At 62.3% G+C, this 24106-nt stretch carries 34 protein-coding genes and 1 tRNA gene; 28 read left to right on the top strand and 7 right to left on the bottom strand.

What is annotated here, in order from left to right; translation table 11 throughout:
* Positions 1-46: 46 nt before the first annotated feature.
* Positions 47-664 (bottom strand): hypothetical protein, encoded by a 618-nt coding sequence (locus ACTDI4_RS18130; protein ID WP_442842478.1) that lies wholly within the window; start codon positions 662-664, stop codon positions 47-49.
* A gap of 210 nt (positions 665-874) precedes the next feature.
* On the opposite strand from ACTDI4_RS18130, the gene ACTDI4_RS18125 reads away from it, so the two are divergent.
* A complete protein-coding gene (locus tag ACTDI4_RS18125) occupies positions 875-1936 on the top strand; it encodes an acyltransferase family protein (RefSeq protein ID WP_442842477.1) in 1062 nt (353 codons plus the stop codon).
* Positions 1937-2218: 282 nt separating this feature from the next.
* Here the strand turns inward: ACTDI4_RS18125 and ACTDI4_RS18120 are convergent, their stop codons facing one another.
* The 4 genes from ACTDI4_RS18120 to ACTDI4_RS18105 form a co-directional block, all read right to left on the bottom strand.
* Positions 2219-2665, bottom strand: coding sequence for a DUF6641 family protein (locus ACTDI4_RS18120; protein WP_442842476.1), 447 nt, complete (start codon positions 2663-2665; stop codon positions 2219-2221).
* Between the two features lie 88 nt (positions 2666-2753).
* Positions 2754-4058, bottom strand: a complete 1305-nt coding sequence (locus ACTDI4_RS18115; protein WP_442842475.1) for a tyrosine-type recombinase/integrase — start codon at positions 4056-4058, stop codon at positions 2754-2756.
* A 290-nt stretch (positions 4059-4348) separates the two neighbouring features.
* Complete coding sequence (locus ACTDI4_RS18110; RefSeq protein WP_442842474.1) at positions 4349-5587, bottom strand: tyrosine-type recombinase/integrase; 1239 nt, start codon at positions 5585-5587, stop codon at positions 4349-4351.
* 1 nt (position 5588) lies between these two features.
* On the bottom strand, positions 5589-6017 hold the full coding sequence (locus ACTDI4_RS18105; RefSeq protein ID WP_442842473.1) for a hypothetical protein: 429 nt from the start codon (positions 6015-6017) through the stop codon (positions 5589-5591).
* Between the two features lie 163 nt (positions 6018-6180).
* Between ACTDI4_RS18105 and ACTDI4_RS18100 the strand changes: the two genes are divergently transcribed.
* The 27 genes from ACTDI4_RS18100 to ACTDI4_RS17970 all read left to right on the top strand — a co-directional run bounded on the left by ACTDI4_RS18100 (position 6181) and on the right by ACTDI4_RS17970 (position 23193).
* Positions 6181-6372 carry a DNA-binding protein gene (locus tag ACTDI4_RS18100; protein WP_442842472.1) on the top strand — a complete coding sequence of 64 codons (192 nt, stop codon included), beginning with the start codon at positions 6181-6183 and terminating at the stop codon, positions 6370-6372.
* Positions 6369-6773 (top strand): hypothetical protein, encoded by a 405-nt coding sequence (locus ACTDI4_RS18095; RefSeq protein ID WP_442842471.1) that lies wholly within the window; start codon positions 6369-6371, stop codon positions 6771-6773. The genes ACTDI4_RS18100 and ACTDI4_RS18095 overlap by 4 nt, the downstream gene beginning before the upstream one ends.
* Positions 6770-7066 (top strand): twin-arginine translocation signal domain-containing protein, encoded by a 297-nt coding sequence (locus ACTDI4_RS18090; RefSeq protein WP_442842470.1) that lies wholly within the window; start codon positions 6770-6772, stop codon positions 7064-7066. Before ACTDI4_RS18095 ends, ACTDI4_RS18090 begins: the two co-directional genes overlap by 4 nt.
* Positions 7059-7259 (top strand): hypothetical protein, encoded by a 201-nt coding sequence (locus ACTDI4_RS18085; protein WP_442842469.1) that lies wholly within the window; start codon positions 7059-7061, stop codon positions 7257-7259. Before ACTDI4_RS18090 ends, ACTDI4_RS18085 begins: the two co-directional genes overlap by 8 nt.
* The gene (locus ACTDI4_RS18080; RefSeq protein ID WP_442842468.1) at positions 7252-7482 is read left to right on the top strand and encodes a hypothetical protein; all 231 of its coding nucleotides are present in this window, start codon (positions 7252-7254) and stop codon (positions 7480-7482) included. Before ACTDI4_RS18085 ends, ACTDI4_RS18080 begins: the two co-directional genes overlap by 8 nt.
* Positions 7475-8476 (top strand): hypothetical protein, encoded by a 1002-nt coding sequence (locus tag ACTDI4_RS18075; protein WP_442842467.1) that lies wholly within the window; start codon positions 7475-7477, stop codon positions 8474-8476. The genes ACTDI4_RS18080 and ACTDI4_RS18075 overlap by 8 nt, the downstream gene beginning before the upstream one ends.
* Complete coding sequence (locus ACTDI4_RS18070) at positions 8473-8991, top strand: helix-turn-helix domain-containing protein (protein ID WP_442842466.1); 519 nt, start codon at positions 8473-8475, stop codon at positions 8989-8991. Before ACTDI4_RS18075 ends, ACTDI4_RS18070 begins: the two co-directional genes overlap by 4 nt.
* Positions 8992-9126: 135 nt before the next feature.
* On the top strand, positions 9127-9420 hold the full coding sequence (locus ACTDI4_RS18065) for a DUF6074 family protein (protein ID WP_442842465.1): 294 nt from the start codon (positions 9127-9129) through the stop codon (positions 9418-9420).
* Positions 9417-9638: a hypothetical protein gene (locus ACTDI4_RS18060; RefSeq protein ID WP_442842464.1), complete on the top strand. Its 222-nt coding sequence runs from the start codon at positions 9417-9419 to the stop codon at positions 9636-9638. Before ACTDI4_RS18065 ends, ACTDI4_RS18060 begins: the two co-directional genes overlap by 4 nt.
* 298 nt (positions 9639-9936) lie before the next feature.
* A complete protein-coding gene (locus ACTDI4_RS18055; protein ID WP_442842463.1) occupies positions 9937-11187 on the top strand; it encodes a phage portal protein in 1251 nt (416 codons plus the stop codon).
* On the top strand, positions 11174-11566 hold the full coding sequence (locus tag ACTDI4_RS18050; RefSeq protein ID WP_442842462.1) for a hypothetical protein: 393 nt from the start codon (positions 11174-11176) through the stop codon (positions 11564-11566). Before ACTDI4_RS18055 ends, ACTDI4_RS18050 begins: the two co-directional genes overlap by 14 nt.
* 2 nt (positions 11567-11568) lie before the next feature.
* The gene (locus ACTDI4_RS18045; protein ID WP_442842461.1) at positions 11569-13221 is read left to right on the top strand and encodes a phage major capsid protein; all 1653 of its coding nucleotides are present in this window, start codon (positions 11569-11571) and stop codon (positions 13219-13221) included.
* Positions 13222-13231: 10 nt separating this feature from the next.
* The gene (locus ACTDI4_RS18040; protein ID WP_442842460.1) at positions 13232-13621 is read left to right on the top strand and encodes a hypothetical protein; all 390 of its coding nucleotides are present in this window, start codon (positions 13232-13234) and stop codon (positions 13619-13621) included.
* Position 13622: 1 nt separating this feature from the next.
* Complete coding sequence (locus tag ACTDI4_RS18035) at positions 13623-13979, top strand: endonuclease (protein WP_442842459.1); 357 nt, start codon at positions 13623-13625, stop codon at positions 13977-13979.
* 2 nt (positions 13980-13981) lie between these two features.
* Positions 13982-14470: a hypothetical protein gene (locus ACTDI4_RS18030; RefSeq protein ID WP_442842458.1), complete on the top strand. Its 489-nt coding sequence runs from the start codon at positions 13982-13984 to the stop codon at positions 14468-14470.
* 4 nt (positions 14471-14474) lie between these two features.
* On the top strand, positions 14475-14624 hold the full coding sequence (locus ACTDI4_RS18025; protein ID WP_442842457.1) for a hypothetical protein: 150 nt from the start codon (positions 14475-14477) through the stop codon (positions 14622-14624).
* The gene (locus ACTDI4_RS18020) at positions 14624-14890 is read left to right on the top strand and encodes a hypothetical protein (protein WP_442842456.1); all 267 of its coding nucleotides are present in this window, start codon (positions 14624-14626) and stop codon (positions 14888-14890) included. Before ACTDI4_RS18025 ends, ACTDI4_RS18020 begins: the two co-directional genes overlap by 1 nt.
* Positions 14891-14896: 6 nt before the next feature.
* Complete coding sequence (locus tag ACTDI4_RS18015) at positions 14897-15214, top strand: head-tail connector protein (protein WP_442842455.1); 318 nt, start codon at positions 14897-14899, stop codon at positions 15212-15214.
* Positions 15207-15623, top strand: coding sequence for an HK97-gp10 family putative phage morphogenesis protein (locus tag ACTDI4_RS18010; RefSeq protein WP_442842454.1), 417 nt, complete (start codon positions 15207-15209; stop codon positions 15621-15623). The genes ACTDI4_RS18015 and ACTDI4_RS18010 overlap by 8 nt, the downstream gene beginning before the upstream one ends.
* Complete coding sequence (locus ACTDI4_RS18005; RefSeq protein WP_442842453.1) at positions 15620-16030, top strand: DUF3168 domain-containing protein; 411 nt, start codon at positions 15620-15622, stop codon at positions 16028-16030. Before ACTDI4_RS18010 ends, ACTDI4_RS18005 begins: the two co-directional genes overlap by 4 nt.
* Positions 16027-16341 (top strand): phage head closure protein, encoded by a 315-nt coding sequence (locus ACTDI4_RS18000; RefSeq protein WP_442842452.1) that lies wholly within the window; start codon positions 16027-16029, stop codon positions 16339-16341. Before ACTDI4_RS18005 ends, ACTDI4_RS18000 begins: the two co-directional genes overlap by 4 nt.
* 29 nt (positions 16342-16370) lie before the next feature.
* Complete coding sequence (locus tag ACTDI4_RS17995) at positions 16371-17993, top strand: terminase large subunit (protein WP_442843393.1); 1623 nt, start codon at positions 16371-16373, stop codon at positions 17991-17993.
* A gap of 8 nt (positions 17994-18001) precedes the next feature.
* Positions 18002-20725, top strand: a complete 2724-nt coding sequence (locus tag ACTDI4_RS17990; protein ID WP_442842451.1) for a phage tail tape measure protein — start codon at positions 18002-18004, stop codon at positions 20723-20725.
* Complete coding sequence (locus tag ACTDI4_RS17985) at positions 20722-21501, top strand: hypothetical protein (RefSeq protein WP_442842450.1); 780 nt, start codon at positions 20722-20724, stop codon at positions 21499-21501. The genes ACTDI4_RS17990 and ACTDI4_RS17985 overlap by 4 nt, the downstream gene beginning before the upstream one ends.
* A gap of 11 nt (positions 21502-21512) precedes the next feature.
* Positions 21513-21884, top strand: coding sequence for a hypothetical protein (locus ACTDI4_RS17980; protein WP_442842449.1), 372 nt, complete (start codon positions 21513-21515; stop codon positions 21882-21884).
* Positions 21785-22210 carry a phage tail assembly chaperone gene (locus ACTDI4_RS17975; RefSeq protein WP_442843392.1) on the top strand — a complete coding sequence of 142 codons (426 nt, stop codon included), beginning with the start codon at positions 21785-21787 and terminating at the stop codon, positions 22208-22210. Before ACTDI4_RS17980 ends, ACTDI4_RS17975 begins: the two co-directional genes overlap by 100 nt.
* A 62-nt stretch (positions 22211-22272) precedes the next feature.
* On the top strand, positions 22273-23193 hold the full coding sequence (locus ACTDI4_RS17970) for a hypothetical protein (RefSeq protein WP_442842448.1): 921 nt from the start codon (positions 22273-22275) through the stop codon (positions 23191-23193).
* 151 nt (positions 23194-23344) lie between these two features.
* On the opposite strand, the gene ACTDI4_RS17965 is transcribed toward ACTDI4_RS17970, so the two are convergent.
* Together ACTDI4_RS17965 and ACTDI4_RS17960 are read right to left on the bottom strand one after the other, a co-directional pair.
* Entirely contained in the window at positions 23345-23527 is a 183-nt protein-coding gene (locus ACTDI4_RS17965) for a hypothetical protein (protein ID WP_442842447.1), read from the bottom strand.
* A gap of 200 nt (positions 23528-23727) precedes the next feature.
* Positions 23728-23804: transfer RNA gene (locus tag ACTDI4_RS17960), tRNA-Met, on the bottom strand.
* Positions 23805-24106 lie beyond the last annotated feature (302 nt).

The raw sequence follows: 24106 nt of genomic DNA, 5'->3' as shown, positions 1-24106 counted from the left end.
TTGGACGAAAATTACCCCTCAAACAGGGTCCTCATTCCACGAAAAATCACATTGACTGGAATACGGGGCCTGCCTCGGTGAGGTTGTGCAGGACATCGACGGCATGGCCGAAACATCGGCTGCGGGTCAGAATTAATTCTGCCGATCCATTTGGGTCGTAGAACCGTGCCACCGGCAGCAGGTCACGCCGAGCATTGGCATTCCAGTTCAGCCGGACCTTGACCTCTGCCGGGAACAGCCGGGCGAGCCTGCCGCGCTCGTCCATTTCGTGAACCGTCGCGGTCTTACGGTCGAGAAGCGCATACAGCATCAATGCTCGCCACGACATCACCGACAGATAGGTTCTATCCTGCACCCAGCCATCGATCTCGTAGCGCACCCAAAATGGCTTCGAACGGGGCGTCTTCAGCCGCTGGATCGGCGTGTCGCCGATGTAGAAGCCGGTCGTGAATAACAGAGCAAGATCGGCGATGGACGAAATGTCGTCGGTGTTGTTCTTGTCGGCGCGCTGCATCGGCTCCCCCTGTGTTGGCAGCGGCAAGCAAGCGCCGTTGCAGCCAAAGAGCGAGCAAAGGCTGGCCGCCCGGGAGCAATGGAGGGAACGGCTGGCGCGCAGGGCAAGGCACGCTTTCCAGCGCTTCGTCCAGAAGTAGAGAAGCATCAAGGAACGCGGCCAATAGGGCGAGCGCAGCCATACAGCACCCGACCGCAGGCGCTTATCATTGACGCTCTACGGCGACATCAGAACCACAAGAAACCCGAATGCGGCGACCTGTCCCTCGCTCGCGGAGCCTCGCGCCGATTTTAGTCCTCGCAGTAAGCCGAAATTATCGTTTGCATGCAACTGTCAGGCCCCGAAGGACACGGTCGCATCATGAAATACAACCCCGCATTGGACGGTGTCAGGGCGATTTCCATCATCGTCGTTGTTGCGTTTCACGCCTCCTTGCCTTTCGCGCAAGGCGGCATGATCGGTGTCGACATATTCTTTGTCTTGAGCGGATATCTAATCACCACGATCCTGCGAAACGAACTACGGAGTTTTGACAGGATTGACCTAAAGCGATTTTACCTTCGCAGGGCGGCACGTCTCATGCCGGCGTTGGTGGTCAGCATGGCGGTGACCTACACCGTCTTTGCGGTGATCGCCCCCGACCTCAACATCACATGGGACATCGCGACCGCATTGCTCTACGTGTCGGACTATGGCGCTGCGTTCTGGGGCGTTCCGACGTACGTTACACACACTTGGTCTCTCTCGGTCGAAGAGCATTTTTACATTCTTTGGCCACTTTTCCTGATCGCCACCCGAAATATGCCAGGAAGAGCATTGGCAAAACTGCTGATCACCATGTTCGCGGTAGCGACGGCATGGCGCTTTGTCGACGCGCTCGTTTGGAACGACTGGGTGCGAACCTACTACCGCTTCGACACGCGCTTGAGCGGCATGATCCTCGGCGGCGTGCTGGCGGTAGCACAATGGCGCGTAACAGAAGACACGGCACGGAAATTCGGCAAAACAGGCCTCTACATGCTGGCCTTGCTGGTCGTGTGCTTGCGCTGGAAGTTCATGCCGTCCCTGCTGATCGGCGGGTTCTTGGCCGAGATCGCAACGGCTCTGCTGATAGTAGCCTTGACGTCTGGACATCAAACATCGATCGGCAACGCGGTTTCGCACCCGTGGCTTGTCCGTATCGGGGTGCTATCCTACTCGATTTACCTGTTTCACTACGGCTTTGCCTTCTTGCTGCGAGACGTACTCGATCCGTTTTCGACTTTCGCCCTCTCGTTCGGGGCCGCATTCCTGCTCGCGGCGGTGTGCAACCACTATGTGGAAAAGCCGGTCAGATCGTGGGCAAACCGCGCCCGCCCGTTGCTTTCGTCTCAAGCCAAGCCCGGGCGAATTGGCAGCGTTCCGCGGAGCGCCGGAGGGTGAAGCGCCGTTGCAGCCGAAGGGCGGGCAAGGCTGGCTGCACAAGGCATTGCCGGTTACGGGAAGCGCGCAGAGGCGGTGCAAGCTTTCCGGCGCTTCGTCCAGAAGCACAGAAGCATCAAGGAACGCGGCGCAGCCGGAAACTGTGCCGCACAGCGCACCCTACCGACCGCGTGTCCATGGCGCTCATTGACAGCGTTGCGGCAACGCCGGAACGCACGAAGGGCATGGGATCGTTCGATCCCATGCCCTTCTGATGCTAGCTCCTTGTGAAAACTGCGCGGTTTATCCGGCCTTGCGCAACTGCTTGCTGCGTTCGGCCGCTGCTGCGGCAAGCTGCGGGTCGAGTTCGCCGGCCTGCACGGCCTCGATCAGTGTGTCGATGACGCTCGGCAGCGCGTCCAGCTGGCCGACCTCAATGGCGTTCTTGTCCTTGGCGAATTCGATCGCCTTGCCGGCATAGCGCAGGCCGAAGAAGACCTTGCGATAGGCATCCTGGAACCAGCCCTGACGAATGCGCTTGGGGGCTTCCACCAGCACGCGCTGGCCCGCCTCGTTTTTGCGCCAGACCTTGTGCGTCGGTGCGTAATGCTGGCCGGCGAGCTTGGCTTCGGCCATCGCCTTCTGCGCGGCAAGCGCCTCCACGACCTTGTCGCGGGCGCGCTGGATCGGGTCGGAATGAACAGCCGGAGGTTTGGCGTTGGCGAGCTTGAGGGCCTTGAGATGGGACATGCTGGCATCCTTTCGGGTCGTTGAACTGCCTTCCCGACTACAGCCAGAGGCCAAAAGGGCGAGCGAAGAGTTCACACCGCTTGCAGCATCACCATTCGGTCTGCCCCGGCCTCAGATTGTCCTTGATCTGCTCGACGCTGACCTGGGCATAGTGCTTGTCGATCATGGCGATCGAGGTGCGGGTGTTGCGGGCAACGTCGTGCACCGAGACGCCCTGGGCGATCAGCGAGGAGATGTAATAGTGGCGCAGCGAATAGCTGGTGCGCCGCACGCCGCGATGATCGGTGACCAGATTGCAGGCCTTGAGCAATTCGCCAAAGCCCTTTTTGAACGACTGGATGCGATTGCCGCGATGATCGGCGAAGACCGGATCGTCATCGACGGGTTCCCGTTCGCATTCCTGCTCGAACAGGTTCCATAGTTGCAGGAACCAGGGGATGGCGCCAAAGAGCGGAACCAGCGTGCCGCTCTTGCCCTTGCCGCGCACCCGAAGCCGGATGTCCATCTCGCCGATCGGCTTGTCCTTGACCTCACGGAAGCCGAGAACGTCGCCCCAGTTGAGGTTCTTCATCTCCGTGGGGCGCATGCCGGTATGGGCGGCAATCTCGATATAGGCATGCAACTTGGTGCGGTCGCTCGTGGTGTGCCGATCCATACGCGTCAGCGTCCATTCGCGGCCGTCCTTGGCCTTGATGTGCTTCGTCGTCGCGACCGTTTCGTAGATGCGCCGTTCGCTGGCTTCGATCAGCTTTGCATATTCCTCGGGGGTGAAGCTCGGCCGCCGGTTGTCGATGCGCCGCAGCACCCGGATCTCCGGCATCTCCATTTGCCCGACATAGCCCCACTTGGCCGCCTGCCGGAACAGGGTGCGCAGGATGACGAGTTCGCCGCGCTGGCGGCTTAGGGAAGGCACCGCGTGCTTCACCGCGCGGGCAAAAATGCTGCCCATGCGCTCGTAGCGGATTTTGTCGATGTCCTTGCCTGGCCCGGTCACCCAATATTGGCGCCGCCAGTCGAGATAGCGTTCAAGATCGGCTTCGCGGATGTTCTCCATCGCGCGGTTGCCGAAGAAGCCGACGAAGTAGCGACGGATGACGGGTGGCCAGTGCTGCGGATGATAGGGGCTGCGCTCGCCGCGCGCGCTTTCCTTGGCGACATGGTCGATGAACTCTTCGGCCACCACCGCGAACGGCTTGGCCTGCGGCAGCAGGCCGTTCTTGTTGCGATAGTTCGCCTCGTGCCAGATCTCGGTTGCCAGCCGCTGCGCTTCGATCTCGTCCTCGGTGCCAAGGCTTTTCCTGATTTGCTGGCCGCCCATGGAGAAGCGCATGGACCAGTTTCTGGTGCCGGTCCGCTGGAACAGGACAAAGGGCTGCTTGTTGCGCTGTAACACGGAACCAGGTCTCCAATGGTGTTACGTCGATAGCGCATGCTGCGCTAAGACTGTGCTAACGCGCCCGTAGCGCAGCAGGGCCGGCCATTGAAAACAAAGAGCTTTTTGGGGGACTGTGCTAGGGCTGTGCTAGCTTATTGCCAGTGGGAACAGGTTCAACCTGTTTCAGAAAACCCAGCAAAATCAAGGGGTTTGATGGTAGCGGAGGACGGATTTGAACCGCCGACACAAGGATTATGATGCCCAGGGCTATCATTGAAAAGAAAAAGCTTTTCGTCTTCGTGTGACGTTTATGTGCCGTGGAGTTTTGCCGCAAGCCTACCTGCTCGGGCCTTCTGGCGCCTCTCGGTGTCCTCGTCTTTGAACAAACTGCCGTAGATATCGAACGTCATCTGGATCGAGCTGTGGCCCATTTCGACCTGGACCTCTTTCGGATTGGCGCCGTCGGCGATCAGCATTGAGGCGTGGAAATGCCGGAGGTCATGGAAGCGATAGCGCGGTTCCATCACCGGCTTGCCCTCCTTGTCGAGTTCCACCTTGCCCTTGGCATTCTTCACGAGGTCGCAGACGCCGGCCGCGATCTGGATCGGCTTCCAGGCCCTATTGTAGATGTTCGATTGCGACTGCGGTCGCCCTTCCTCGCTGGGGAATGCGAGATCGCCGGGTGGGCATGCGAGCTTCCATTGCCGCAGCATGGAAACCAGGGCAGGGGGGATCGGTATCGATCGGCGACCGGCCTTACTCTTGGGCGCTCCGATTACACCCCATTCGTCTGCCCGCTGGCGGACGTGCACGAGCGCGTTGGCGAGGTTGACGGCATCCCAGGTCAGGCCGCGCAATTCGCTCGCCCTCATGCCTGTATGGATCGCCGTGCACAGAAGCACACGGCGCCGGCTCCATGCCTTCGATGTCACCAAACCTATCGGCGTCCCATCGGGCTCCGATAGCTCGTCGAGCTTGGCGAGGATCGCCTTGATATCAGCTATGGCCGGCACCTCGGCGGCCCCGTCCTCGTCGCGCGTGGCGTTGCCGATCTTGACCTTGGCGGCATGGTTCGTGGCGACCTTCCCGCGGTCGTGCATCTCGCTCAGGATGCCCTTGAGGCTTGCCAGAACTTTCTTTGCCAGCGACCGGGAAAGCTTCTCCAGAAGCTCATCCCGAAATGCCATGACGCGCGCCTGGTTAAGCTGCCCGAGCTTCACCGTGCCGAGCATCGGCACGAGGTAGGTATCGCGGTGATACTCGTACTGGCGCACGGTACTGCGTTCGGCTGGCGGCCTGTCGCCCCTGCCTGCCTTCACGGCCTTAATCCAGATGTCCGCCGCGTCCTCCAGGGTGATGTCTTTGTTCGGGGCGACGTGGGTGCCGTCCCTGACCTCGACGCGCACCGTCGTCTCAAAGGCAACTGCTTCGGCCTTCGTGTCGAAGCTCTTGCGCTGGCGCTCGCCGTGCTGGTCGACGTAATCGAGTTGCCAGCCTTCGCGCGGCTCGCCCTTGCTCGTTTTCCATCGGCGCTTGCGGATAGCCATTCTAGAACGGGATCTCGTCGTCAAGCTGCCGTGGCGAACTTCTGGACGGCTTGGGATCAAGCTCAATCGGATTCTGATAGTCATCTATCGCGAAAGTCGTTCCGTCCTTGTTCACGGTAACAGTTTCGCCGGTGGTCAGTTTGAATGTGATGGAGTCGGAAGCAAAGTTGATGCCTTCCACCAAGGGATGCCCGACCAACACTTCCCCTGCGATATCAGTTAGCATTCGGGTTTCTTTGAGTTTCTCCTGAAACCGCCGTGTGATTGCGCGCCAGTCATCACGCCTCTTCAAAGCCTCGTCCAGAAGCTTCCGCGCGGCCTCAACTTCCGACTGCAGGCCCATATCCTGCTGGAAGGCCGTAATGCGCTCTACCAACTCGACCGGCAGGACGTAGACACGTCGCTGTGTCTTCTCCTTCTCATCGGCCATCACAGTTTTCCCCAGAAAATTCGCAAATCATGAACACATGATTGCACAGGGGTTGAAACACGGCAATTGACCTTGTAATGGTAACGTTAATGGTAACTGATTCGCACATGAACGAATGAGGAAACCAGATCGGGAAATCGGCACAAAGGAAATCGGTATGGACATGACCACTGACAAAGACGAAGCCCAGGACCTCCTATGGGGAGCCGAGGAAATCAGCAAGGTGATCGGCAGGACGGTCACGCAGACGCAGTATCTGCTGCGCACCGGGAAGCTTCCGGCAAAGCGCGTGGGCGAACGTTACGTCGCCAGCAAGCGGAAGCTGATTGCATATCTGCTGGAGGACGCGGCTTGAGCACCCTCCAGCAAAAGAAAGGCCCGGCAGAGGCGGCAACCTCTCCGAGCCACGGTTCCAGCAACCCCTCTCAAGGAAACGAGAACATGCAGACAGATAGCATGCCCGCGCCGGCGGCGCCAGAGTTCCCAATCCCGTACGCGATGCAAGGGCCTTACGACGACCTGCGCGATGCGCTCGCTCTACTCGACCTGATCGACCGGTTCTTCGACGACGGCTGGCATCACGGCATCAGCAAGGAGAATGTCGCCAATCTCTCGGTCGCATTCGCGATGGCTCGGAGCAACCTCAGAACGGTTGCCGCCTTCCTGGAGGCGGACAAGCGGGACGACACGCGTGATCTCTATCGCCGGGTACGCCGCGAACAGATCAGCGCTTGCTACGAGAGGGGCATGGCATGAGCATCACCCGTCGCATCTTCCTTCGCCATACCGCCGCAGCCGGTGCCGCTGTAGCCGTCACGGCTCCGGCAGTCGCCGCCGAACCGGAAATGTCGCCACGCGATCAGGCAATTTGGCATCTGCGCGAACTGGAACGTCTTCTCCGTGAAGATGGGGGCACGGCCGTCACGGTCATGGCGGTTGCCACATATGGCAACGATGCCAAACTGATCGGGATCCAGCACACCAGACGCCTGATTGACCGCGACGGCATGTTCGCCTCGGACACGAAGGGAGGGCCGCGCAATGCCTGACCCGATCACCCTGCCCGACAGTCTCACCAAGCACATGCAGCCTGTCCCGGATATCGAGATCATCCGCGAGGCCGCCCAGGTCATCAGCCACGCCATGGAACGGGTGCATCGCGCGCCCTTCAAGTTCATGGTCGGCCACGATTGCAGCTTTGTCTTCGTGCACCGCGTCCGCGATGGAGGCGCCAATGGATGACACCAGCGTCGAGCGTCGCCTTCGTCATCTAGCGAAGGCCAGCGGCTTCAACTTCAAGAAGTCGACTACATCCAAAGGGCCGGATAACCGCGGCGGCTATCAGCTTTTTGAGACCGCAACGAATGCCGTCGTCGATGGTATTCACTACGAACTGGACTTGCGAGCGGTTGCGATCCGCCTTCAAAGGCTTGGTGTTCTTGGGGGAGGTCGGGTCGATGGCTGATCCCCTCGAAATATTCAACGAGCTGTTCGAAGGCGTCTTCAATTCTACGGCAAGCCGTGAAAACAAAATCACGGCAAGCCGTAAAACTCGCAGCGGGAGGCATCGGGGCTACATCGTCGAGTATCGTCCGCAGAAGAAAACCCTGCGCTTGCTGGCCGATGTGCAAGCGGTCCTGGACGAATATGAAGCCTACTGGCCGCTGACGTGCCGGCAAATCTATTACCGGCTGATCGGTGCGCACGGCTACCCGAAGACGGAGGACTTCTACGCCCGGCTTTGCGAGCACCTTGCCAACGCCCGCCGCGCCAAGGTCATCCCCTTCGATGCCATCCGCGACGACGGCGTGACAACCTACACGCTCGAACACTTCGATGGCGAGGAGGACTTCCTTCGCCACGTCCGCGAGCTTGGCGAGGGCTACAAGCGCAACAAGATGGCGGCCCAGCCGGTCCATGTGGAAGTGTGGTGCGAGGCGGCGGGAATGCTGCCTCAGCTCTATCGTGTGGCCGAGCGCTATTCGATCCCGGTCTATTCGTCTGGCGGCTTCGACAGCCTCACCGCCAAGAAGCGCCTCGCCGACCGGATATGCGAGAAGGGCAAGCCGGCGATCATCCTCCACCTGGGAGACTTCGACCCGAGCGGGCAATCGATCTTCGACAGTGTAGCAGAAGATGTCTCTGCCTTTGTCGAGGCGGATCGTCCGTGGGCCACCGTGTCAGTGAAGTTCCGACGCGTAGCCCTGACCGCTGAACAGGTCGAAGCCTACGGCCTGCCGACCGCGCCGCCCAAGGCCACGGACTCCCGCACAAAGACATGGCAGGGCGGCACCTGCCAGCTGGAAGCCCTGCCTCCCGACGAGATCGCCAACATCCTCCGCAAGGCGATCGTCGACAGCATCAGCGTGTCGATGTGGATTGACGAGTCGGAAAAGGAGAAGCTGGACAGGGTGAAGATCGCAGGATCGCTGCCATCTCCGGGGAGGGCTGGCCAGTGAAGCAGCGCTATTCACCCGGTGAGCACTTTACGAAGCTGATCCGTAACGCGATGGAGGAGCCTGCTTGGCGGGCTCTCTCCTCGACGGCGCAAGCCCTTTATCCGTGGCTCAAACTGGAATGGCGCGGGCCGGATGCGAACAACAACGGCAAGATCAGCTTGAGCGTCAGGCAGGCAGCGGCTGCAATGGGTGTTACGCCAGTGACGGCATCCAATGCTTTCCACGACCTCCAGCGCAAAGGCTGGATCGTCGTCACCCAGGCGGCACACCTCGGCATCGATGGCGCGGCGAAGTCAGCGACATATGAACTCACCGAACTGAGGATGCCCCTAGCCGAAAAAGGACAGGACGGCCGCAAGCTCTATCGCGAGTGGCGTCCAGGGCACGACTATCCGGTGCAGACCGTCAGCTCAAATAACCCGCGAGGAAACAACGGCCGGAAAACAAAACCCTGTCATAGAAACTATGACGCCACTGTCATAGAAACTATGACGAAAAAGCGGAGACTGTCATGATTTCTATGACGCCCCGTATCGAAAACTATGACGGTTTTGACTATTTTGAGCTTCCGACTGTCATAGAAACTATGACAACCTTAATCTACCATACCTATCAGGCGAAGCCGGAGAGCAGAGCCGAGGGAGGCGAGCATGCAAGGTAGCCTGTTCGATTGGACCCCGCCGTGCCGAATGATCGTCTTCCCCATGAGCAGGCGTGTCGGCCGAATTCGCGATGTCGCGGTGAAAATGCTCGACAAGCCAACTGACCGAGCGGCCACGTTCTACCGGGACCAAGTGACCGATGGCATCCTCAAGCAGATGGTCAAAGCCCGTATCTCGGAGGCGGAACAGGATGAGCAACTCGGCGCATTCTGGCAGGCGGTTCAGGCCGAGATGATCCGGCTGACATACTGCGGTCATGGCACCGGAGGAGGCGCAGCGTGAGCAACGTGTTCGCCTTCCCGCGCCCGTTTCAGGAGCGCATCGAAATCACGGCTGGCATGGATATGGACACGGGCAGACAGGTATTCCTATTCGACCTCAAGATGGCGGACGGGAGTTGCATCATCGACGATTGCGCGACCTTGGAGGAGGTGGAGCGGAAAGCACTCGACTACCAGCGGGAAGGCTATGCCGTTTCGTTCCTGGGGCTGCGCTTATGACGCGCCACGTCACGGCAGCGGAGTTCGACGCGATAGTGAAGCCGAAGCGGATCGATCGACTATGGGGCCGGCCAGCCATCGCGCGGGCCCTTGGTGTGTCTGAGGACACTGTTACGTCATGGGCGAAGATACCTGGCGTTCCGATCTACGAGCCGCTGCCGGGGCGGTATCTGGCCTACCGATCCGAGCTTGAGCCGTGGCTTCGGACCAAACAACCCGGCGGAAACCCCTGATTTTCCGAGGTTCTCGGCAACTGGCCGAGTAGGAATTCAAATCCGCGCGGGCGATAAACTCGTCGATGCGGATCTGGCCCTTCAAATCTGAGCGGAAAGCTCTGACCGACGAAGAAATCCTCGACATGCTCGGGGGCAGCGTCGGCACTTCCTCCGGCATCGCCGTGTCGGCGGATACCGCGCTACGGGTGCCGGCCGTCGCCGCTGCGGTGCGCACCATCTCGGAAGCAGCCGCCTGCCTCGACGTGAAGGTGGTCGAGATCGACGGCCGAACCGAAACCGAAGTCCCCGACCATCCCGCCGCGGCACTGCTGAAGCACGACGCCAACGACTGGACCTCCGGCTTCGAGCTGATACGCCAGCTTGTCGTCGACGCGCTGACCCGCGACCAGGGCGGGCTTGCCTGGGCGAACTGGATCAACGGCGAACCTGCCGAGATCATCCGCTACCGGCCCGGCATCATCGCGGCGGAATACGACAAGGACGGCACGGGGGAGCCGAGCTACCGGATCAACGGCCGGCCAACGCCCTCCCAGCAGATCATCCATCTCAAGAGCACCTTCGAGAAGTCGCCCCTGACGCTCTGCCGGGAAGCCATCGGCGTGGCGCTGGTGATGGAGAAGCACGCCGGGCGGTTGTTCGGTCGTGGCGCCCGCCCTGGTGGCGTGATCGAGACGGCCAAGTCTGTGGGCGATGACGGCGTCGTCAAGATGCTGAAAGGCTGGAAGGCTGCCCACGATGGCGCGGACAATGCTGGCCGGACTGCCGTTTTGTGGGACGGCGCGCAGTGGAAGCAGATGACGCTAACCAGCGTCGATGCGCAATTCCAGCAGCTTCGCCTTTTCCAGCTTCAGGAAATCGCCCGCGCCTTCAATATGCCGGCCTCCATGCTGGGCGACCTATCCCGCGCCACATGGTCGAACTCGGCCGAGATGCAGCGCCAGTTCCTCATGCTCTGCCTGGAGCCGTGGCTGAAGGCGCTGGAAAGCGCGTTCCGGCGCGCGCTGTTCTCGAAAGAAGACCGCAAGCGCTTCGCCGTCCGCTTCGATCGCGACGACTTCACCAACGTCGATCTGACCGCCCGCGCCACGGCGATCAACAGCCTCGTCGCCTCCCGCGTCCTCAACCCCAACGAGGGCCGGGCCTGGCTCGACATGCCGCCGTACGAAGGCGGGAACGAATTCGCGAACCCCAACACCGGCGCCAGTCAGCCGGGCGGTGTCCCCAAACCTGGGGAGACCCCCAGCGGCACCGACGCTGCCACGATCGATGAACTTCGCGCCGAAATCGAAAGGCTCAAAAATGGATCTGAGTGAGATCGTCAAGTCCACCTCGGCGCAGGACGCCGGCCACGAGTTCGAACTGCTGGACCCGGTGCGGGGCGACCCGACCGGCATCAAGCTTATCGTCGCCGGCCCTGACTCGGAGATCGTGCGCAAGGCCCGCCACGAGATGACGAAGGAAATCTCTCGGCAGTCGGCGCGGCGCGGTGGCCTGACGCCCGAGGGGCAAGAACAGATCATGGACGAGTTCCTCGCCGCCGTCGTGCTCGGCTGGACCGCCAAGGAAGGCGGCAAGGCGGTGCCCTACTCGAAGGAGGCATTCCTGCGGCTGCTCAAGGCCGGCACGTGGGTGCGCGCCCAGGTCGACGGCTTCGCCGGTGACCGCAGCCCCTACTTCAAGACGAAGGCCTGACCATGGATCATCTTGAGGTCAAGGCAGCATTCACGACGGGAGAGGCCGGCCAGATCGCCGGCTACGCCTCCCTGTTCGGCCGCCCCGCCGACGCGGTGAGCGACATCATCGCTGCCGGCGCCTTCAAGAGCAGCCTGGCCTCTGGTCTTCCCAAGATGAAGGCCGAGCATGACGGCCCCGACGTCGGCGTGTGGGAGGAAATCGTCGAAGACGACATGGGCCTGCGCGTGAAGGGCCGGTTCGACCTCAAGAGCCAGGCCGGCAAGGCCGCCTACGCCGCCGTTCTGTCGGGCCGGAAGGATGGCCTCTCCATCGGCTACTTCGCCACGAAAACCGCCCAAGAGCGCGACGGCTCGCGGGTGCTTCTGGAAATCGACCTGAGGGAGATCAGCGTCGTGCGCGAACCGGCATCCAGCCGCTCGCGAATTCTCTCCGTCAAATCGGCTGCGGCCGGAAAGGAAGGCACCATGCCTGAGAACGAACAGGGCGCCGCGCCTGAGATGGCGGCACTGCAGACCGAGGTGAAAAACCTCGCCGAGGCGATGAAGGGCTTCAAGCCCACCGACGTCGCCTCGCTGGAATCGCGGCTCGCCGAACTGGAAAAGAAGGCGAACCGACCCGGCGGTGGCGGCGATGACGCCAAGCAGCACGAGATCACCGAGCGCAAGGCGTTGGCCTCCCTGATCCGCTCCGGTTCCACCGAGGAGATCAAGTCCGTCGGCGGCACGTTCGAGATGAAGGCAGCGGCTTCGGACAACGATCCGGCCGGCGGCTATTTCGTCCTGCCCACGGTGGACCTGACCATCCGTGCGCTGATGACCGACCTCTCGCCGCTGCGCGGCCTGGCCGAAGTCGTCTCCATCTCCACCGATCGCTATGAGCGCTTCTACAGCTTCGGCAAGCGCGGCGCCCAGTGGGTATCGGAGCGCGATGATCGTCCCCAGGACACGGCCCGGCCCGAGCTGGTCAAGCACTCCTATGGCGTGGCGGAACTCTACGCCGCCCCGGCAGCGACCCGCCATCTGCTGGACGATGCGGCCACGGACATCGCCTCCTGGCTGATCAACAACGCCGTCCACGACTTCGCCGAGACCGAAGGCGACGCCTTCCTGGAGGGCGACGGGATCGACGGTCGTCCAAGGGGCCTGCTGACCTATCCCACGTCCAAGGAGAAGGACTTTGAGCGCAACTGGGGCAATTATCAGTACGTCCCCGCTGGTCATGCTTCGGCGCCGACCGACAAGAACCTGACCGATGCCGCGATCCGGCTCGTGGCCAGCCTGCGCAAGCCCTACAAGGGCAACGCCTGCTTCTACATGAACAGCAACACCGCCGTGCGCTTCCGCACCATCGTCGACGAGATCGGCCGTTACCTGTGGGCTCCCACCGGCAACCTGATCGAAGGCGTCGAGCACCCGCTGCTGGGCTACCGCGTCGAGATCGACGAGGGCATGCCGGACATCGGCGCGGACGCGCATCCGGTCGCCTTCGGTGACTTCCGCCAGGCCTACGTCATCGTCGATCGGCAGGGCGTGCGCATCACCCGCGATGAAGTCACCCAGAAGGGCCGCATCCTGTTCGACACCTACAAGCGTGTCGGCGGCGGCGCGGGCGATTTCAACGCCCTGAAGTTCCTCAAGATCGCGGCCAATTAAGGAGGCGCACATGCGAAAGGACAGCTATTCCAACGTCGCCGTCGCGGCGTCCCTTGCCCCGGCCGTACAGGCGGCCACGGCCAAGGGCGCGACCGTCAACACGTCGGGCTTCGGCACGGCGCTGCTGGTGGTCAACACCGGAGAAATCGCCGGATCGGGCGACTACAGCCTGAAGATCCAGGAGAGCGACACCACCACCGACGGCGACTTCGCCAACGTGGCGGCCGATGATCTGATCGGGGTTCTCCCGGCCACGCTGGAGGCCAGCAAGGTCTACCGGCAGGCCTACATCGGCAAGAAGCGCTACCTGCGGGCGGTCATCACGAAGGCGGGCGGTACGTCCATCGCTGCCGGCGCCGTCTTCGTGCTCGGTACGCCTGCCCTGGCACCGGTGGCCTGACATGCCGGTCAGCGCTCCCCGAGTGTGTGGTCATTGCGGTGGCGTTCACCAGTCAGGTGAGCGCTGCCCCAAGGCTGCCGCGCGCGACAGGGAGCGCAAGGCTCGTTTCGACAGGAAGCGGCCAAACAGCAGCCAGCGCGGTTACGACCGCGAATGGGAGAAGGCGGCGAAGGAGTTCCTTGCACAGCAGGAGAACTGGTGGTGCGCGTGTGGCGCTCCTGCAACCGTCGTCATGCATCGCCGCAGCATACGCACGGCGCCTCACTTGCGAATGGAGCGGGCCAATTGGCGGCCCGGCTGCCATCGCTGCAACGCAATCGATGCCGCCGCCGAGCGGCGCAAATTGAAAGGAAAGTAGCTATGTCCAACCTGATCGGGACAGCAAAGACCAAGCTCTACATCGGTACGGCGAAGGCATTCACCGGCACCGAGTTCGTTGCCTCGGACTTCACCACGGAAACGTGGACGGAGATCGACGGCACCACCAATCTCGGCGGCGCCGGTGATACGGCGGAGCTGATCACCTCCAACCAGATCGGCCAGGGCCGCACCCGCAAGATGAAGGGTGTGGTGAACGCTGGCCAGATACAGGTGGTGTGCGACCTCGATCCCGCCGATCCTGGCCAGATCGCCCTCATCGCCGCCCAGAAGTCTCGTGAGAGCTTCGCCTTCAAGGTCGCGTTCAACGACGCTCCCGCCGGCGGCACGCCTTCGATCCGCTACTTCGCCGCTTACGTGATGAACTTCACCGAGCAGTGGGACGAAGCCAACTCCATCATGAAGCTGAACACGACGCTGGAGATCGACTCCAACATCGTCCGTGTCGCGGCAGCCGAAGCGGAGGGCTGATCGGATGGATGAGAAGGCTTTCGAGGCCCTCACCCAAGCCGTCCGCGAAAGCAAGGAAGCGCTCGAGGAGTTCGGGCGCAACCTTCAGGAGAGCGTAGCCGCGCTGGAAGCCCTGGTCGCGCTGATGCTCGCTGCACAGGCTGGAGGGAAATAGTGGCCAAGTCCGCGAAGCTCGATGTCCTGCTCGCCCATGCCAGAGCCCACTGTGACCGCGAGGGCATTCGCCTGTCCACGTTGTCCACGCGGCTGTTCAACGACGGCAAGGTGCTGGCGCGCATCGAGCGCGGCGCTGACATGACCCTGCGGCGCTACAGCCGAGCGATGACGATGCTCTCCGAGCCCCCGGGGGTGGTCGACAACTTTCGACCGCTTCTGGGGACCAGCGCGGGGGGCATCGCGCGCGATTTGCAACAGAGGTGAAGGCTGATGGCACTGACTGTCGAAGACCTGAAGGCGCATTGCAACGTCACCGACTCGGCCGATGACGGCGTCCTGACGCGCCTCCTGGGCGCGGCCACGGCCCATATCGAGCGGCTGCTGGGCTTCAAGGTCGACGATGCCGAGGAGTTCCCTGCCGGCACGCCTGCGGACCTGGAACTGGCGATCCTGATGCTCGGGGCAGAATGGTATGCGAACCGGGAGGCCACGATCACCGGCACGATCATCAACGCCATCCCGATCGGTGTGGAGCAGATCGTCAACGAGCATCGCCGGTACACCTTCGGAGTGTGCGGCAATGGCTGACGATGGCGGCATCGGACGGCTGCAGGCGCGGCTTGCGGCAATCCCGAAGAATGTGAAGGCGGCTGTGCAACCTGCCCTCGTCAAACAGGGCGAGGCCATGGCCGGCACAATGCGCAGTTTCGCGCCGGTGGATACGGGCAAGCTGCGGGACAGCATCGCCGTGACGCCTCCCGACGCCTCGACGCCCGCCTATTCCACTCCGGGCGGCAGGATGATCGTTCCCGAAACCTCCGTGGCCATCACCGCCGGCAACAGCGATGTTCGATACGCTCACCTGGTCGAGTACGGCACGGTGAAGGCCGAGGCCGAGCCGTATTTCTGGCCAGCCGTCCGGCTCCACAACAAGAAGGCCAAGCAGGCGATCAAGCGCGCCATCTCCACGGCCGTGAAGAAGGAGTGGGGCAAGTGAGCGCCGACCTCGCCCTACAGAAGGCTCTCCGCGCCCGTCTCGTGGCCACTGGCGCGGTTACGGCGCTCGTGCCTGCCGCGTCCATCCTCGACGCAAACCAGCGCCCAGCGCCTTCCCCGTCGATCATTATAGGCGAGGGTCAGGCCATCGAAGGCGACCGCCTGGACAGGCGCGACCAGCGCCTCGTGCTGACCCTGCATGTGTGGAAGAAGGAGCCCGGTATCACCGGCGTGAAGGCCATCGCCGGGGCGATCCGGGCGGCACTTTCCCTCAAGTTTGAGGAAAACGACGGCTACCACTTCGCCGACTGCCGCGTCTCCTCCATGCGCTTCCTGCGCGATCCCGATGGCGAGACCGCCCACGGCGTCGTCACGGTCGAAGCGCTCGTCTGCGAGGTGGCGCCGTGAGGGCAGGCAAGCTCGATCGCACCATCACCATCCAGAGCTTCACCTCGACGGTGGACGATTACGGCACGCCGGTTAAGGCGTGGACCGACGTCGCCACCGTGCGCGCCGAGGTCGTGCAGGCCAGCACCGAGGAGTTCATTCGCGGCTGGGGCGCCAGTGACGAAACGGTGATCATCTTCCGCATCCGGTGGCTGGACGGCCTCTCCAACGCCGACAGGTGTTGCCATCATGGCAATACCTTCAACATCAAGGAGATCAAGGAAATCGGCCGCCGCAAGGGGCTGGAGCTTCGCTGCGAGGCCCTGTCGTGACGAAGCCGCGCCGCCGCAAAGGTGTGGCCATGATGGCCATACCCTCTGACGTCCCCGATCCCTTCGGCTACGGCCAGCGCGCCGTCGACTTCCTGCGCTCGTTGAAGCATCCGAAGTCCCGCCTGCCGGACAGGGCTTTCCAACTCGACCCATGGCAGGAAGATATCGTCCGGCGCATCTACGGGCCTTGCGACGAGCACGGCAACCGCGTCGTGCGCAACGTCGTCATCATGCTTCCGCGCGGCAACCGGAAGACCAGCCTCGGCGCGGCCCTTTCCCTGCTCCATACCGACGGCCCCGAGGCAACTCCCAACGGCGAGGTGATCTTCGCCGCTGCCGACCAGAAGCAGGCCAAGATCGGCTTCCGCGAGGTCGAGGGCATCATCTCGGCCGGCGGTTATATGTGGCGCAAGGGGCAGGCCAGCCGGCGCTTCGATGCCAAGAACATGGTCAAGCTGCAGGAGTATCGGAACAAGATCCAGTTCCCGAACGGCTCCTTCCTCGAAGCCCTGTCGAACGATGCCGGCACCCAGCACGGCCGCACGCCCGTCTTCGCCCTGATCGACGAAATCCACGCCTGGAGGAAGCGCGACCTCTGGGACGTGATCCGCACCGGCCTTGTGAAGGTGCCGGGCTCGCTCTCCGTCGTCATCACCACGGCCGGCCGAGGCCAGGAGAACATCGCTTTCGAGGTGATCGACTATGCCCGCAAGGTGGCCAAGGGCGAGATCGATGATCCGGCCACGCTGCCGATCCTGTTCGAAACCGACCCCGATGCCGACTGGGAGGACGAGGAGGTGTGGAAGGCCGCAAACCCTGGCATGGTCCATGGCTATCCCGACCTCTACGGCCTGCGCCAGCTTGCACGGGAGGCCAAGCACCGGCCGGCCGACAGAGATGCCTTCCGGCAACTCCATCTCAACGTGTGGCTCGACTATTCCGATGCTCCGTTCGTCGAGATGGCGATCTATGACGAAGGCGCCGGGGGCGTCGATCTGGACGCGCTGGAGAGCGATCAGGAGCCCTGCTGGCTCGGCGTGGACCTTTCCAGCAATTCGGACCTGACGGCCGTTGTCGCGGCCTGGGGCAACCCGGATGACGGCTACAGCGTCCACCCGTGGTTCTTCTGCCCGAAGGACAATCTGCGCAAGCGCGCCGACAGGGACCAGGTGCCCTATCCCCAGTGGGCCGAGGAAGGTTTCATCATTCCGACGCCGGGCAACGTCGTCGACTTCTCGGCGGTCGAGGATCACATCCGCGAACTGTGCGCCCGTTTCAACGTGCAGGAGATCGCCTTCGACCCGCACCTCGCCCGGGTGATGATGTCCAACCTGGCCGAGGATGGCTTCCCGGCCGTCGAGATGCGGCAGGGCTGGATCACGATGGCGCCTGCGGTGAAGGAACTGGAGCGCGCCATCATCGGCCGCAAGTTCCGCCACGGCGCGCACCCCATCCTGCGCTGGCACTTTTCCAACATCGCCATCGAGCAGGACAAGGCCGGCAACATCAGTTTTCACAAGGGCAAGAGCCGCGACCGCATCGACGGCGCCGTGGCAACCGCCATGGCCGTGGCGCGGTGCGCGGCCGGGGATAGCAACCGCTCCAGCTACGACACCGTCAAGGGCTGGGACGATGATTGGTTTACAGCGTGAGGTGAGAAATGGCTGACGATACCGAACGTCTTGTTGTCCTGCTGGAAGCCCGCATGCGGGACTTCGAGAACAATATGCTCAAGGCTGCCGGCATCTCGCAGCGGAACTTCAACGCGATCAAGCGCAACAGCAAGTCCGCATCCGCGCAGATGGAGGCAGACTGGGCTCGCACCACGCGGCGCATCAACGAGGCACTGGCGTCCAGTTCCTTGAAGATCGGAGCTTACGCCAAGGCGTTTGGCGGTGGCTTTCTTGGCGGCGCCCTCGGAGGCGGCCTAGTCACCACGCTCGGCCGAATCTCGCGTGGTGTGGCTGAAGTCGGGGATGCTGCAAAGCGCGCCGGTTTGGATTTTAAAACCTTCCAGGAACTGTCCTTCGTCGCCAAGCAAAACCGGATCGAAGTTAACGCGCTCACGGACGGCATGAAGGAACTGCTCAGCCGCGCCGATAAGTTCGTCGAGACGGGGGCCGGCAGCGGGGCAGAAGCATTCAGGCGGCTTGGTCTGAACGCAAAGGATCTGGCGAAGAAGCTGAAAGACCCTTCCGCCCTCTTCACGGAAATCATCGGCAAACTGCAACGGTTCGATCGCGCGGCGCAACTTCGCATATCCACAGAGCTATTCGGCCGCCTTCCGGGCGAACAGTTCATCGGGCTCGTCGAGCGTGGCGCCGACGGTATTCAGGCTCAGATTGCGGCCGCTCGCAAACTTGGCCTTGTGTTGGACGATGACGTCATCCGCCGGGCGCAAGAGATCGACAGGAAGTTCGGGGAGATTGGAGACTCGATTGCGGGATGGGTACAGCCAAAGGTTATTGCGTTCTTGGACGACGTGCTGGCCCTGATCGATCGGATGAAGCCTACGGCTGCTCAATCGGATGACACGCTTGACCAGAAACTGGCCGACATCGGCGAGCGCAGGCTGGAGATCGAAAACCAGATACTCCGTCTCCAGAACGAGCAGCGAGACGCGGCCAAGAATTGGAACCCATTTGCCATGGTCGACAATGACCAGGCGATCAAAGACCTTCGGGAAGAGAACGAGGAGCTTGCCGAACAGGAGAAGCGCATCCTTGCCATCGTAGCGGCAAGGCAGCAGCTCACCACGACGGACAATCGCGCCACTTTCCGAGATGTCGAAAACGCCTCCATGGAGGCCTACCGCTCCATGAAGGAGCAGACCGACGCCTTTATCAAGGAAGCCCAGCGCCGCGCCGCACTGACCAAGGAGCAACTGGCCCTCGAAACCGAGATCGCCAAGGTGCGCAACGATGCCCTGAAGGAGGGCGTCAACCTCACCGAAAAGCAGATCGAGGCCATCGCCCGCGCCAACATTGAGGGCGAGAAGGCCCGCAACACCACCGCCAAGGAAAGCGACTACCAGCGCCTGACCAAGCGCATCCAGGAGGCCACGGCAGCGCAGGTGGCCCAGACCGAGGCCATGCGCGGGGTCAATCCCCTGATCGAAGACTACGGCTATGCCGTCGAGCGTGCTCGCGTCGAGTTCGACCTCCTCAATGCCGCCCAGAAGGAAGGGCTGGAGATCACGCCCGAACTGGCGGCCGAGATCGAACGCATGGCAGACGCTTATGCCTCGGCGGCGGCGGGCTCTCGGCAGCTTGCCGATGAACAGGAGAAGGTTCGCCGGGAGGCTGAGGAGAGCGCTTCCATTATCCGCGAGGCCATCGGCGGCGCGCTGGAGGACGTCTTCCTCGGCGGCATGTCCAGTTCGGACAAGTTCTTCGATCACCTCATGAAGAGCCTGGCCGGCATCGGCAAGGAGTTCGCCCGGCTGGGAATGAACAAGTTCATGGACTCGATCACCGGCAAGGGAACGACCTCCTTCCTCGGCGGATCGGCATCGGTAGGCGGCGGTGCATCGGTGGTCAACGCCAATATCGTCGGCCGCGAGGTCGGGCGGGCGATGGCCCAGCCGATCAGCGACCGGTTCTCCTCCATCGGCAACGACCTGGCCGACAACATTCGCGTCGCGGCAAACACCCTGGGCGTCTCGGCGCGCGATCTGGCCACCGTAATTTCCTACGAAACGGGCGGAACATTCAGCACGTCCATTCGCGGCGGCGCTGGAGGTCGTCATATCGGCCTGATCCAGTTCGGGCCTGAGGAGCAGCGGAAATATGGCGCGGCCATCGGGCAGGCGCTCAACGATCAGATGCAAGCCGTGGTAGGCTACCTCAAGGATCGCGGCCTCAAGCCGGGCATGGACCTGCTGGACCTCTACAGCACGATCAACGCTGGTCGGCCCGGCCTCTACAACCGCTCCGACGCCGCCAACGGCGGGGCGCCTGGCACCGTCTACGACAAGGTGACCGGGCAGATGGCAGGCCACCAGGCCAACGCCGACCGCATCCTGAGCACGAGTGTGAAGGATGGCGTGGTCGCCGGCATCCGGCAAACCGCCGCAGCGGCCGCGCCCGCGAACGTCCCGGCTGCTGCAGGCCCGAGCGTTATGGGCGGAATGACCCGCATGGAGGGCTTCATGGGCGTCGGCGGGGCTGCCCTTGGCGCCTTCGCCAACGGCTATTCCAGCGGCGATCCGCTTATGGGCGGCATCTCCGGGGCATTCTCCGGGTTCGGTGCGGCTGGCGCTATCGGCGCCGCGTTCCCTGCTCTTGCGGGTATCGCCGGACCCGTCGGCATCATCGGCGGCGCAATCGTAGGGCCGTGCGGCGGGCGTCTCGCCAAGGCAAAGAAGAAAGGAACCGGAATATGACAGCGGTAAATGTGTTTCTGCGGCGCGACCGCGGTTTCGTGATGACGGACGCCGCAATGTATCTGTCGGATGGCACAGTCGTCGGCTTCGGGCAGAAGGCCGTGGCAATGCCCGGACTGAATTCCGTAATCGCCTGCAGAGGCTCGCAGATGGCCACGGCCCTGATTGCAATGGATCTTGCGATCCAATTCCGGACGTTCGACGAGATGGCTGAAAGTGCCTCCGTCTTTCTGAGGAACTGGCACGATTCAAATCTCATCGCCCTCGCAAACATCGGGGCCCAGGACATCAACGTCATTGTCGCCGGATGGTCGGAGGAGTTTGGCCGCCCCATGGGGTTCTGTTTCGATAGCAGGACCGACGACTTCGACACCATGGATAGCGCCGACGACTGGTGGGTTACCTCTCCCTGCGTTTCAGACGAAGAGGAGCGGAACCTTCATTCGATCGGTTGCGAACTTGAGGTCGATGTGAGGGGGGCGAATTTCGATCCCATCCGGCACGGCATTCCCTACATGGAAGCCCAGCGCCGCATGAAGATCGATGGCTATTCCGACATCTCCGAGGACGCGATCAGCCTCGTCGGCGGCAACATCCTCCTCTCGGAGATCACCCAGCACGGGATTTCCCAGAGAGTTATCCATAGCTGGCCCGACGAGATTGGCGAGCCTATCGCGGCCCAACCCTTCCGCTCGACGGCACAAGGCACTGTCGTTTCGATGTCCCGTCAACAGCGCCGCGCCATGGAACGCGCCCAGCGCAAGATCAAAGCATAGGAGAAATCATTATGGATCTGGCAGCAATCAAGCCGAACACCTCGAAGGTGGAGATCATCCATCCCGGCTCCGGCGATCCCACCGGCCTCGTCATCGAGGTCATGTCTCAGGAAAGCCCGGCAGTCAGGAAGATACTGCGCCGGCAGACAGACAGGATGATCAAGCGCCGCGGCAAGAAGATGACCGCCGAACAGATCGAAGAGGATGCGATCGAGCGCCTGGCCGCTTCCGTCGTCGGATGGGAATGGAAGGGCAATGCGGCCTTCGGCGGCAAGAAGCTCGACTGCACGCCCGAGAACGTCGCGACCGTGCTTGGCGTGTCCTGGATCAAGGGCCAGGTGCAGGAGGCGGTCGCGGACGAAGCCGAGTTTTTTACGGCCTGAGCGAGGAGTTATGCGAGGCCGTCCGCAGGACCGTTGCCGGAGGCGAGCCGGAGATAGAGCCGGAAGCCGAGCACGTCTGGCAATGGTTCTGGGACGCGCACCGTGGGCGCCAGGCCGGCATGTCCGGCTGGCTCCCCCTGTCCGCTGCGGAGCTTTTGGCGTGGGCGCAAATTTCAGGAGCGATCGTGAACCCGGAAGAATGGCAACTCATCCGCGACATGGACCTCGCCTTCCTTCAGGCCTCGGCCAAGCGCGGCGATGGTGAAGGCGGCCGTCAGTCTGACGAGGAACTCACCCCGGCCCTGTTCGATGCGATGTTCGGCTGATGGCGAAGAAACGGAAGCGCAAGAGACTAGCGAAAGGGCGTCAGCACGGATGGTCGGCCGGCATGACGCTCTACCGCTATGGCGTGATCAAGATTGATGGCGAGGAACATTCCATCAAATCCCGCATCTCCCTAGCAGGGGCGAAGCCGCCGCCATCCATCTTTGTCGGGAAGAAGCGTGAAGCGCTGATCGACAGGGTGTTGGACGAAATGCGCGACTGGCGGGCCACTCCGCTGGAGAATGAGGCAGACATGCGCCACGGCCTAAGATCGGCGCTATGCCTCACTGGCTACACATGGCCCAGGTCTGACGCAGAGGCGGCCTCTCTTGTCGGGACCGCCCTCCGCCGCTTGGGCGCAGTCCGACCCGATCACAATGAGGGCCAGCGAGAATATACGGGAAGGCGGGAGCAATGCGCCCGCTGCGGCGTCGAGCTTGTCGGGTCGCAGACTTTCACCGGATACCGCTTTTGCAGCGAAGAATGCGCTCGCCTCACGCTGGAGCAGAGAGATTTCTATCGACGCGATCACACTGACCGGATGTACTCAGCCGCAAAGCGAATGATCATGCGCGAGAAAACCCCTGCGCGAAACTGCGCATGGTGCGGGACTCCCTTCCACCCCGAGAAGGCGACGAGAAAGCAGATCTGCTGTAGCCGCCGTTGCTCATTGCTGCTCCGAATGCAGACGCAACCGCTCGCGATGCGCATGACCGAACCGGTGACGGCTACCTGCATATTCTGCGGAGAGGGGTTCTCAACCCTGTCGGCCAAAGCGATCTTCTGCTCCAAGGCATGCAGCCGTATGGTCGAGAAGATGAGGGGCGGCCACCAGCCGGAACAACTGAAGCGTCACGTCTTCGACCACTTCTTCACCGTCCCCGTCAACGAGCAAATCCGCCTCCGTATGACCCCGCAGAAATTCGACTGGATGATGATGGAGCGGGGCCTGAGGATCACCGGAGAGGTGCGGGTGCCACCTTGAAAAGCAAAAGCCCCGGTGTCCCGGGGCTTGCTTCGCGGCCTCTTTCGGCTCTGGCCTGTGTCGTTGCCTGCTGGCTGACTGTGGCCCTGGCGCTGGTCGAGGAAGACCCGCTCGCGCGATAACGAATGTTTGCCACATCGGGCACCGAATTTCAACTCTTGAGCTTCGCGTATTTGTCCATCCGCTCGATGATCACCCCGAGCGCAAAGGCGATCACGCCCATGCCGAACATCGTCGCGGCCAAGATTTCATGCATGGCCGACCGGGCGAGGACGTAGACGAGGACGCCGCCAAGAATTTGAAGTGCGGCCAGAATGCCAACCACTGCAGCCATGATCCCCTCCGTTGATGCACCTTCGCGCGGGCGGGCTGGGCCGTCAATCCATGTTGCGTTTCATGTGCCAGCCATGTGACGTCTACTCAATTCAATGGTTTGTAACCCATTGAATTTGCTTGTCACACGTTCCGCCGTTTGTCACATGAAAATCGGCGATTTTGAAAGGGTGATTTGCTGCTAAGTGCTTGATTTTAAAGTGGTAGCGGAGGACGGATTTGAACCGCCGACACAAGGATTATGATTCCTCTGCTCTAACCAACTGAGCTACTCCGCCACGGCGCCGGGAGAACGAAACCGCTGCGCGCCGCGCTGCGGTCCCGCGGCTCTCGCCAAGGTCGCGCGGATATAAGGTGGAGGCGGCGATCCTGTCAAGCGCGCAAGCCGGCCAAAAAAATTGAGCCGTTCGGGCGTTTCCGGGCGAACCCGGGCGCGGGCGGTCATGGCGGGCCGCGATACCGAATGCGCCGGGTCGGACGCCAGGGTCCCGATCGGTTGATCTGCCTGAAGTGCGGGCGGTTCATGCCGGACCCGCTGCGGCACGCTGGCGGGGTTGAGTTCGGGCCGGCGCGCCGCTAT

Origin of the sequence: Mesorhizobium sp. PUT5 (assembly GCF_052216645.1) — a bacterium.
Lineage (GTDB): Bacteria > Pseudomonadota > Alphaproteobacteria > Rhizobiales > Rhizobiaceae > Mesorhizobium.
Note: the sequence above shows the minus strand (reverse complement) of the source record. Positions and strands in the feature narration are given on the sequence as shown.

Coding starts and splice junctions, on each gene's coding strand:
- ACTDI4_RS18125 (WP_442842477.1), top strand. CDS start 875: ATGAAATACAACCCCGCATTGGACGGTGTCAGGGCGATTTCCATCATC.
- ACTDI4_RS18120 (WP_442842476.1), bottom strand. CDS start 2,665: ATGTCCCATCTCAAGGCCCTCAAGCTCGCCAACGCCAAACCTCCGGCT.
- ACTDI4_RS18110 (WP_442842474.1), bottom strand. CDS start 5,587: ATGGCTATCCGCAAGCGCCGATGGAAAACGAGCAAGGGCGAGCCGCGC.
- ACTDI4_RS18105 (WP_442842473.1), bottom strand. CDS start 6,017: ATGGCCGATGAGAAGGAGAAGACACAGCGACGTGTCTACGTCCTGCCG.
- ACTDI4_RS18100 (WP_442842472.1), top strand. CDS start 6,181: ATGACCACTGACAAAGACGAAGCCCAGGACCTCCTATGGGGAGCCGAG.
- ACTDI4_RS18090 (WP_442842470.1), top strand. CDS start 6,770: ATGAGCATCACCCGTCGCATCTTCCTTCGCCATACCGCCGCAGCCGGT.
- ACTDI4_RS18085 (WP_442842469.1), top strand. CDS start 7,059: ATGCCTGACCCGATCACCCTGCCCGACAGTCTCACCAAGCACATGCAG.
- ACTDI4_RS18080 (WP_442842468.1), top strand. CDS start 7,252: ATGGATGACACCAGCGTCGAGCGTCGCCTTCGTCATCTAGCGAAGGCC.
- ACTDI4_RS18075 (WP_442842467.1), top strand. CDS start 7,475: ATGGCTGATCCCCTCGAAATATTCAACGAGCTGTTCGAAGGCGTCTTC.
- ACTDI4_RS18065 (WP_442842465.1), top strand. CDS start 9,127: ATGCAAGGTAGCCTGTTCGATTGGACCCCGCCGTGCCGAATGATCGTC.
- ACTDI4_RS18055 (WP_442842463.1), top strand. CDS start 9,937: ATGCGGATCTGGCCCTTCAAATCTGAGCGGAAAGCTCTGACCGACGAA.
- ACTDI4_RS18050 (WP_442842462.1), top strand. CDS start 11,174: ATGGATCTGAGTGAGATCGTCAAGTCCACCTCGGCGCAGGACGCCGGC.
- ACTDI4_RS18045 (WP_442842461.1), top strand. CDS start 11,569: ATGGATCATCTTGAGGTCAAGGCAGCATTCACGACGGGAGAGGCCGGC.
- ACTDI4_RS18040 (WP_442842460.1), top strand. CDS start 13,232: ATGCGAAAGGACAGCTATTCCAACGTCGCCGTCGCGGCGTCCCTTGCC.
- ACTDI4_RS18035 (WP_442842459.1), top strand. CDS start 13,623: ATGCCGGTCAGCGCTCCCCGAGTGTGTGGTCATTGCGGTGGCGTTCAC.
- ACTDI4_RS18030 (WP_442842458.1), top strand. CDS start 13,982: ATGTCCAACCTGATCGGGACAGCAAAGACCAAGCTCTACATCGGTACG.
- ACTDI4_RS18025 (WP_442842457.1), top strand. CDS start 14,475: ATGGATGAGAAGGCTTTCGAGGCCCTCACCCAAGCCGTCCGCGAAAGC.
- ACTDI4_RS18015 (WP_442842455.1), top strand. CDS start 14,897: ATGGCACTGACTGTCGAAGACCTGAAGGCGCATTGCAACGTCACCGAC.
- ACTDI4_RS18010 (WP_442842454.1), top strand. CDS start 15,207: ATGGCTGACGATGGCGGCATCGGACGGCTGCAGGCGCGGCTTGCGGCA.
- ACTDI4_RS17995 (WP_442843393.1), top strand. CDS start 16,371: ATGATGGCCATACCCTCTGACGTCCCCGATCCCTTCGGCTACGGCCAG.
- ACTDI4_RS17990 (WP_442842451.1), top strand. CDS start 18,002: ATGGCTGACGATACCGAACGTCTTGTTGTCCTGCTGGAAGCCCGCATG.
- ACTDI4_RS17985 (WP_442842450.1), top strand. CDS start 20,722: ATGACAGCGGTAAATGTGTTTCTGCGGCGCGACCGCGGTTTCGTGATG.
- ACTDI4_RS17980 (WP_442842449.1), top strand. CDS start 21,513: ATGGATCTGGCAGCAATCAAGCCGAACACCTCGAAGGTGGAGATCATC.
- ACTDI4_RS17970 (WP_442842448.1), top strand. CDS start 22,273: ATGACGCTCTACCGCTATGGCGTGATCAAGATTGATGGCGAGGAACAT.
- ACTDI4_RS17965 (WP_442842447.1), bottom strand. CDS start 23,527: ATGGCTGCAGTGGTTGGCATTCTGGCCGCACTTCAAATTCTTGGCGGC.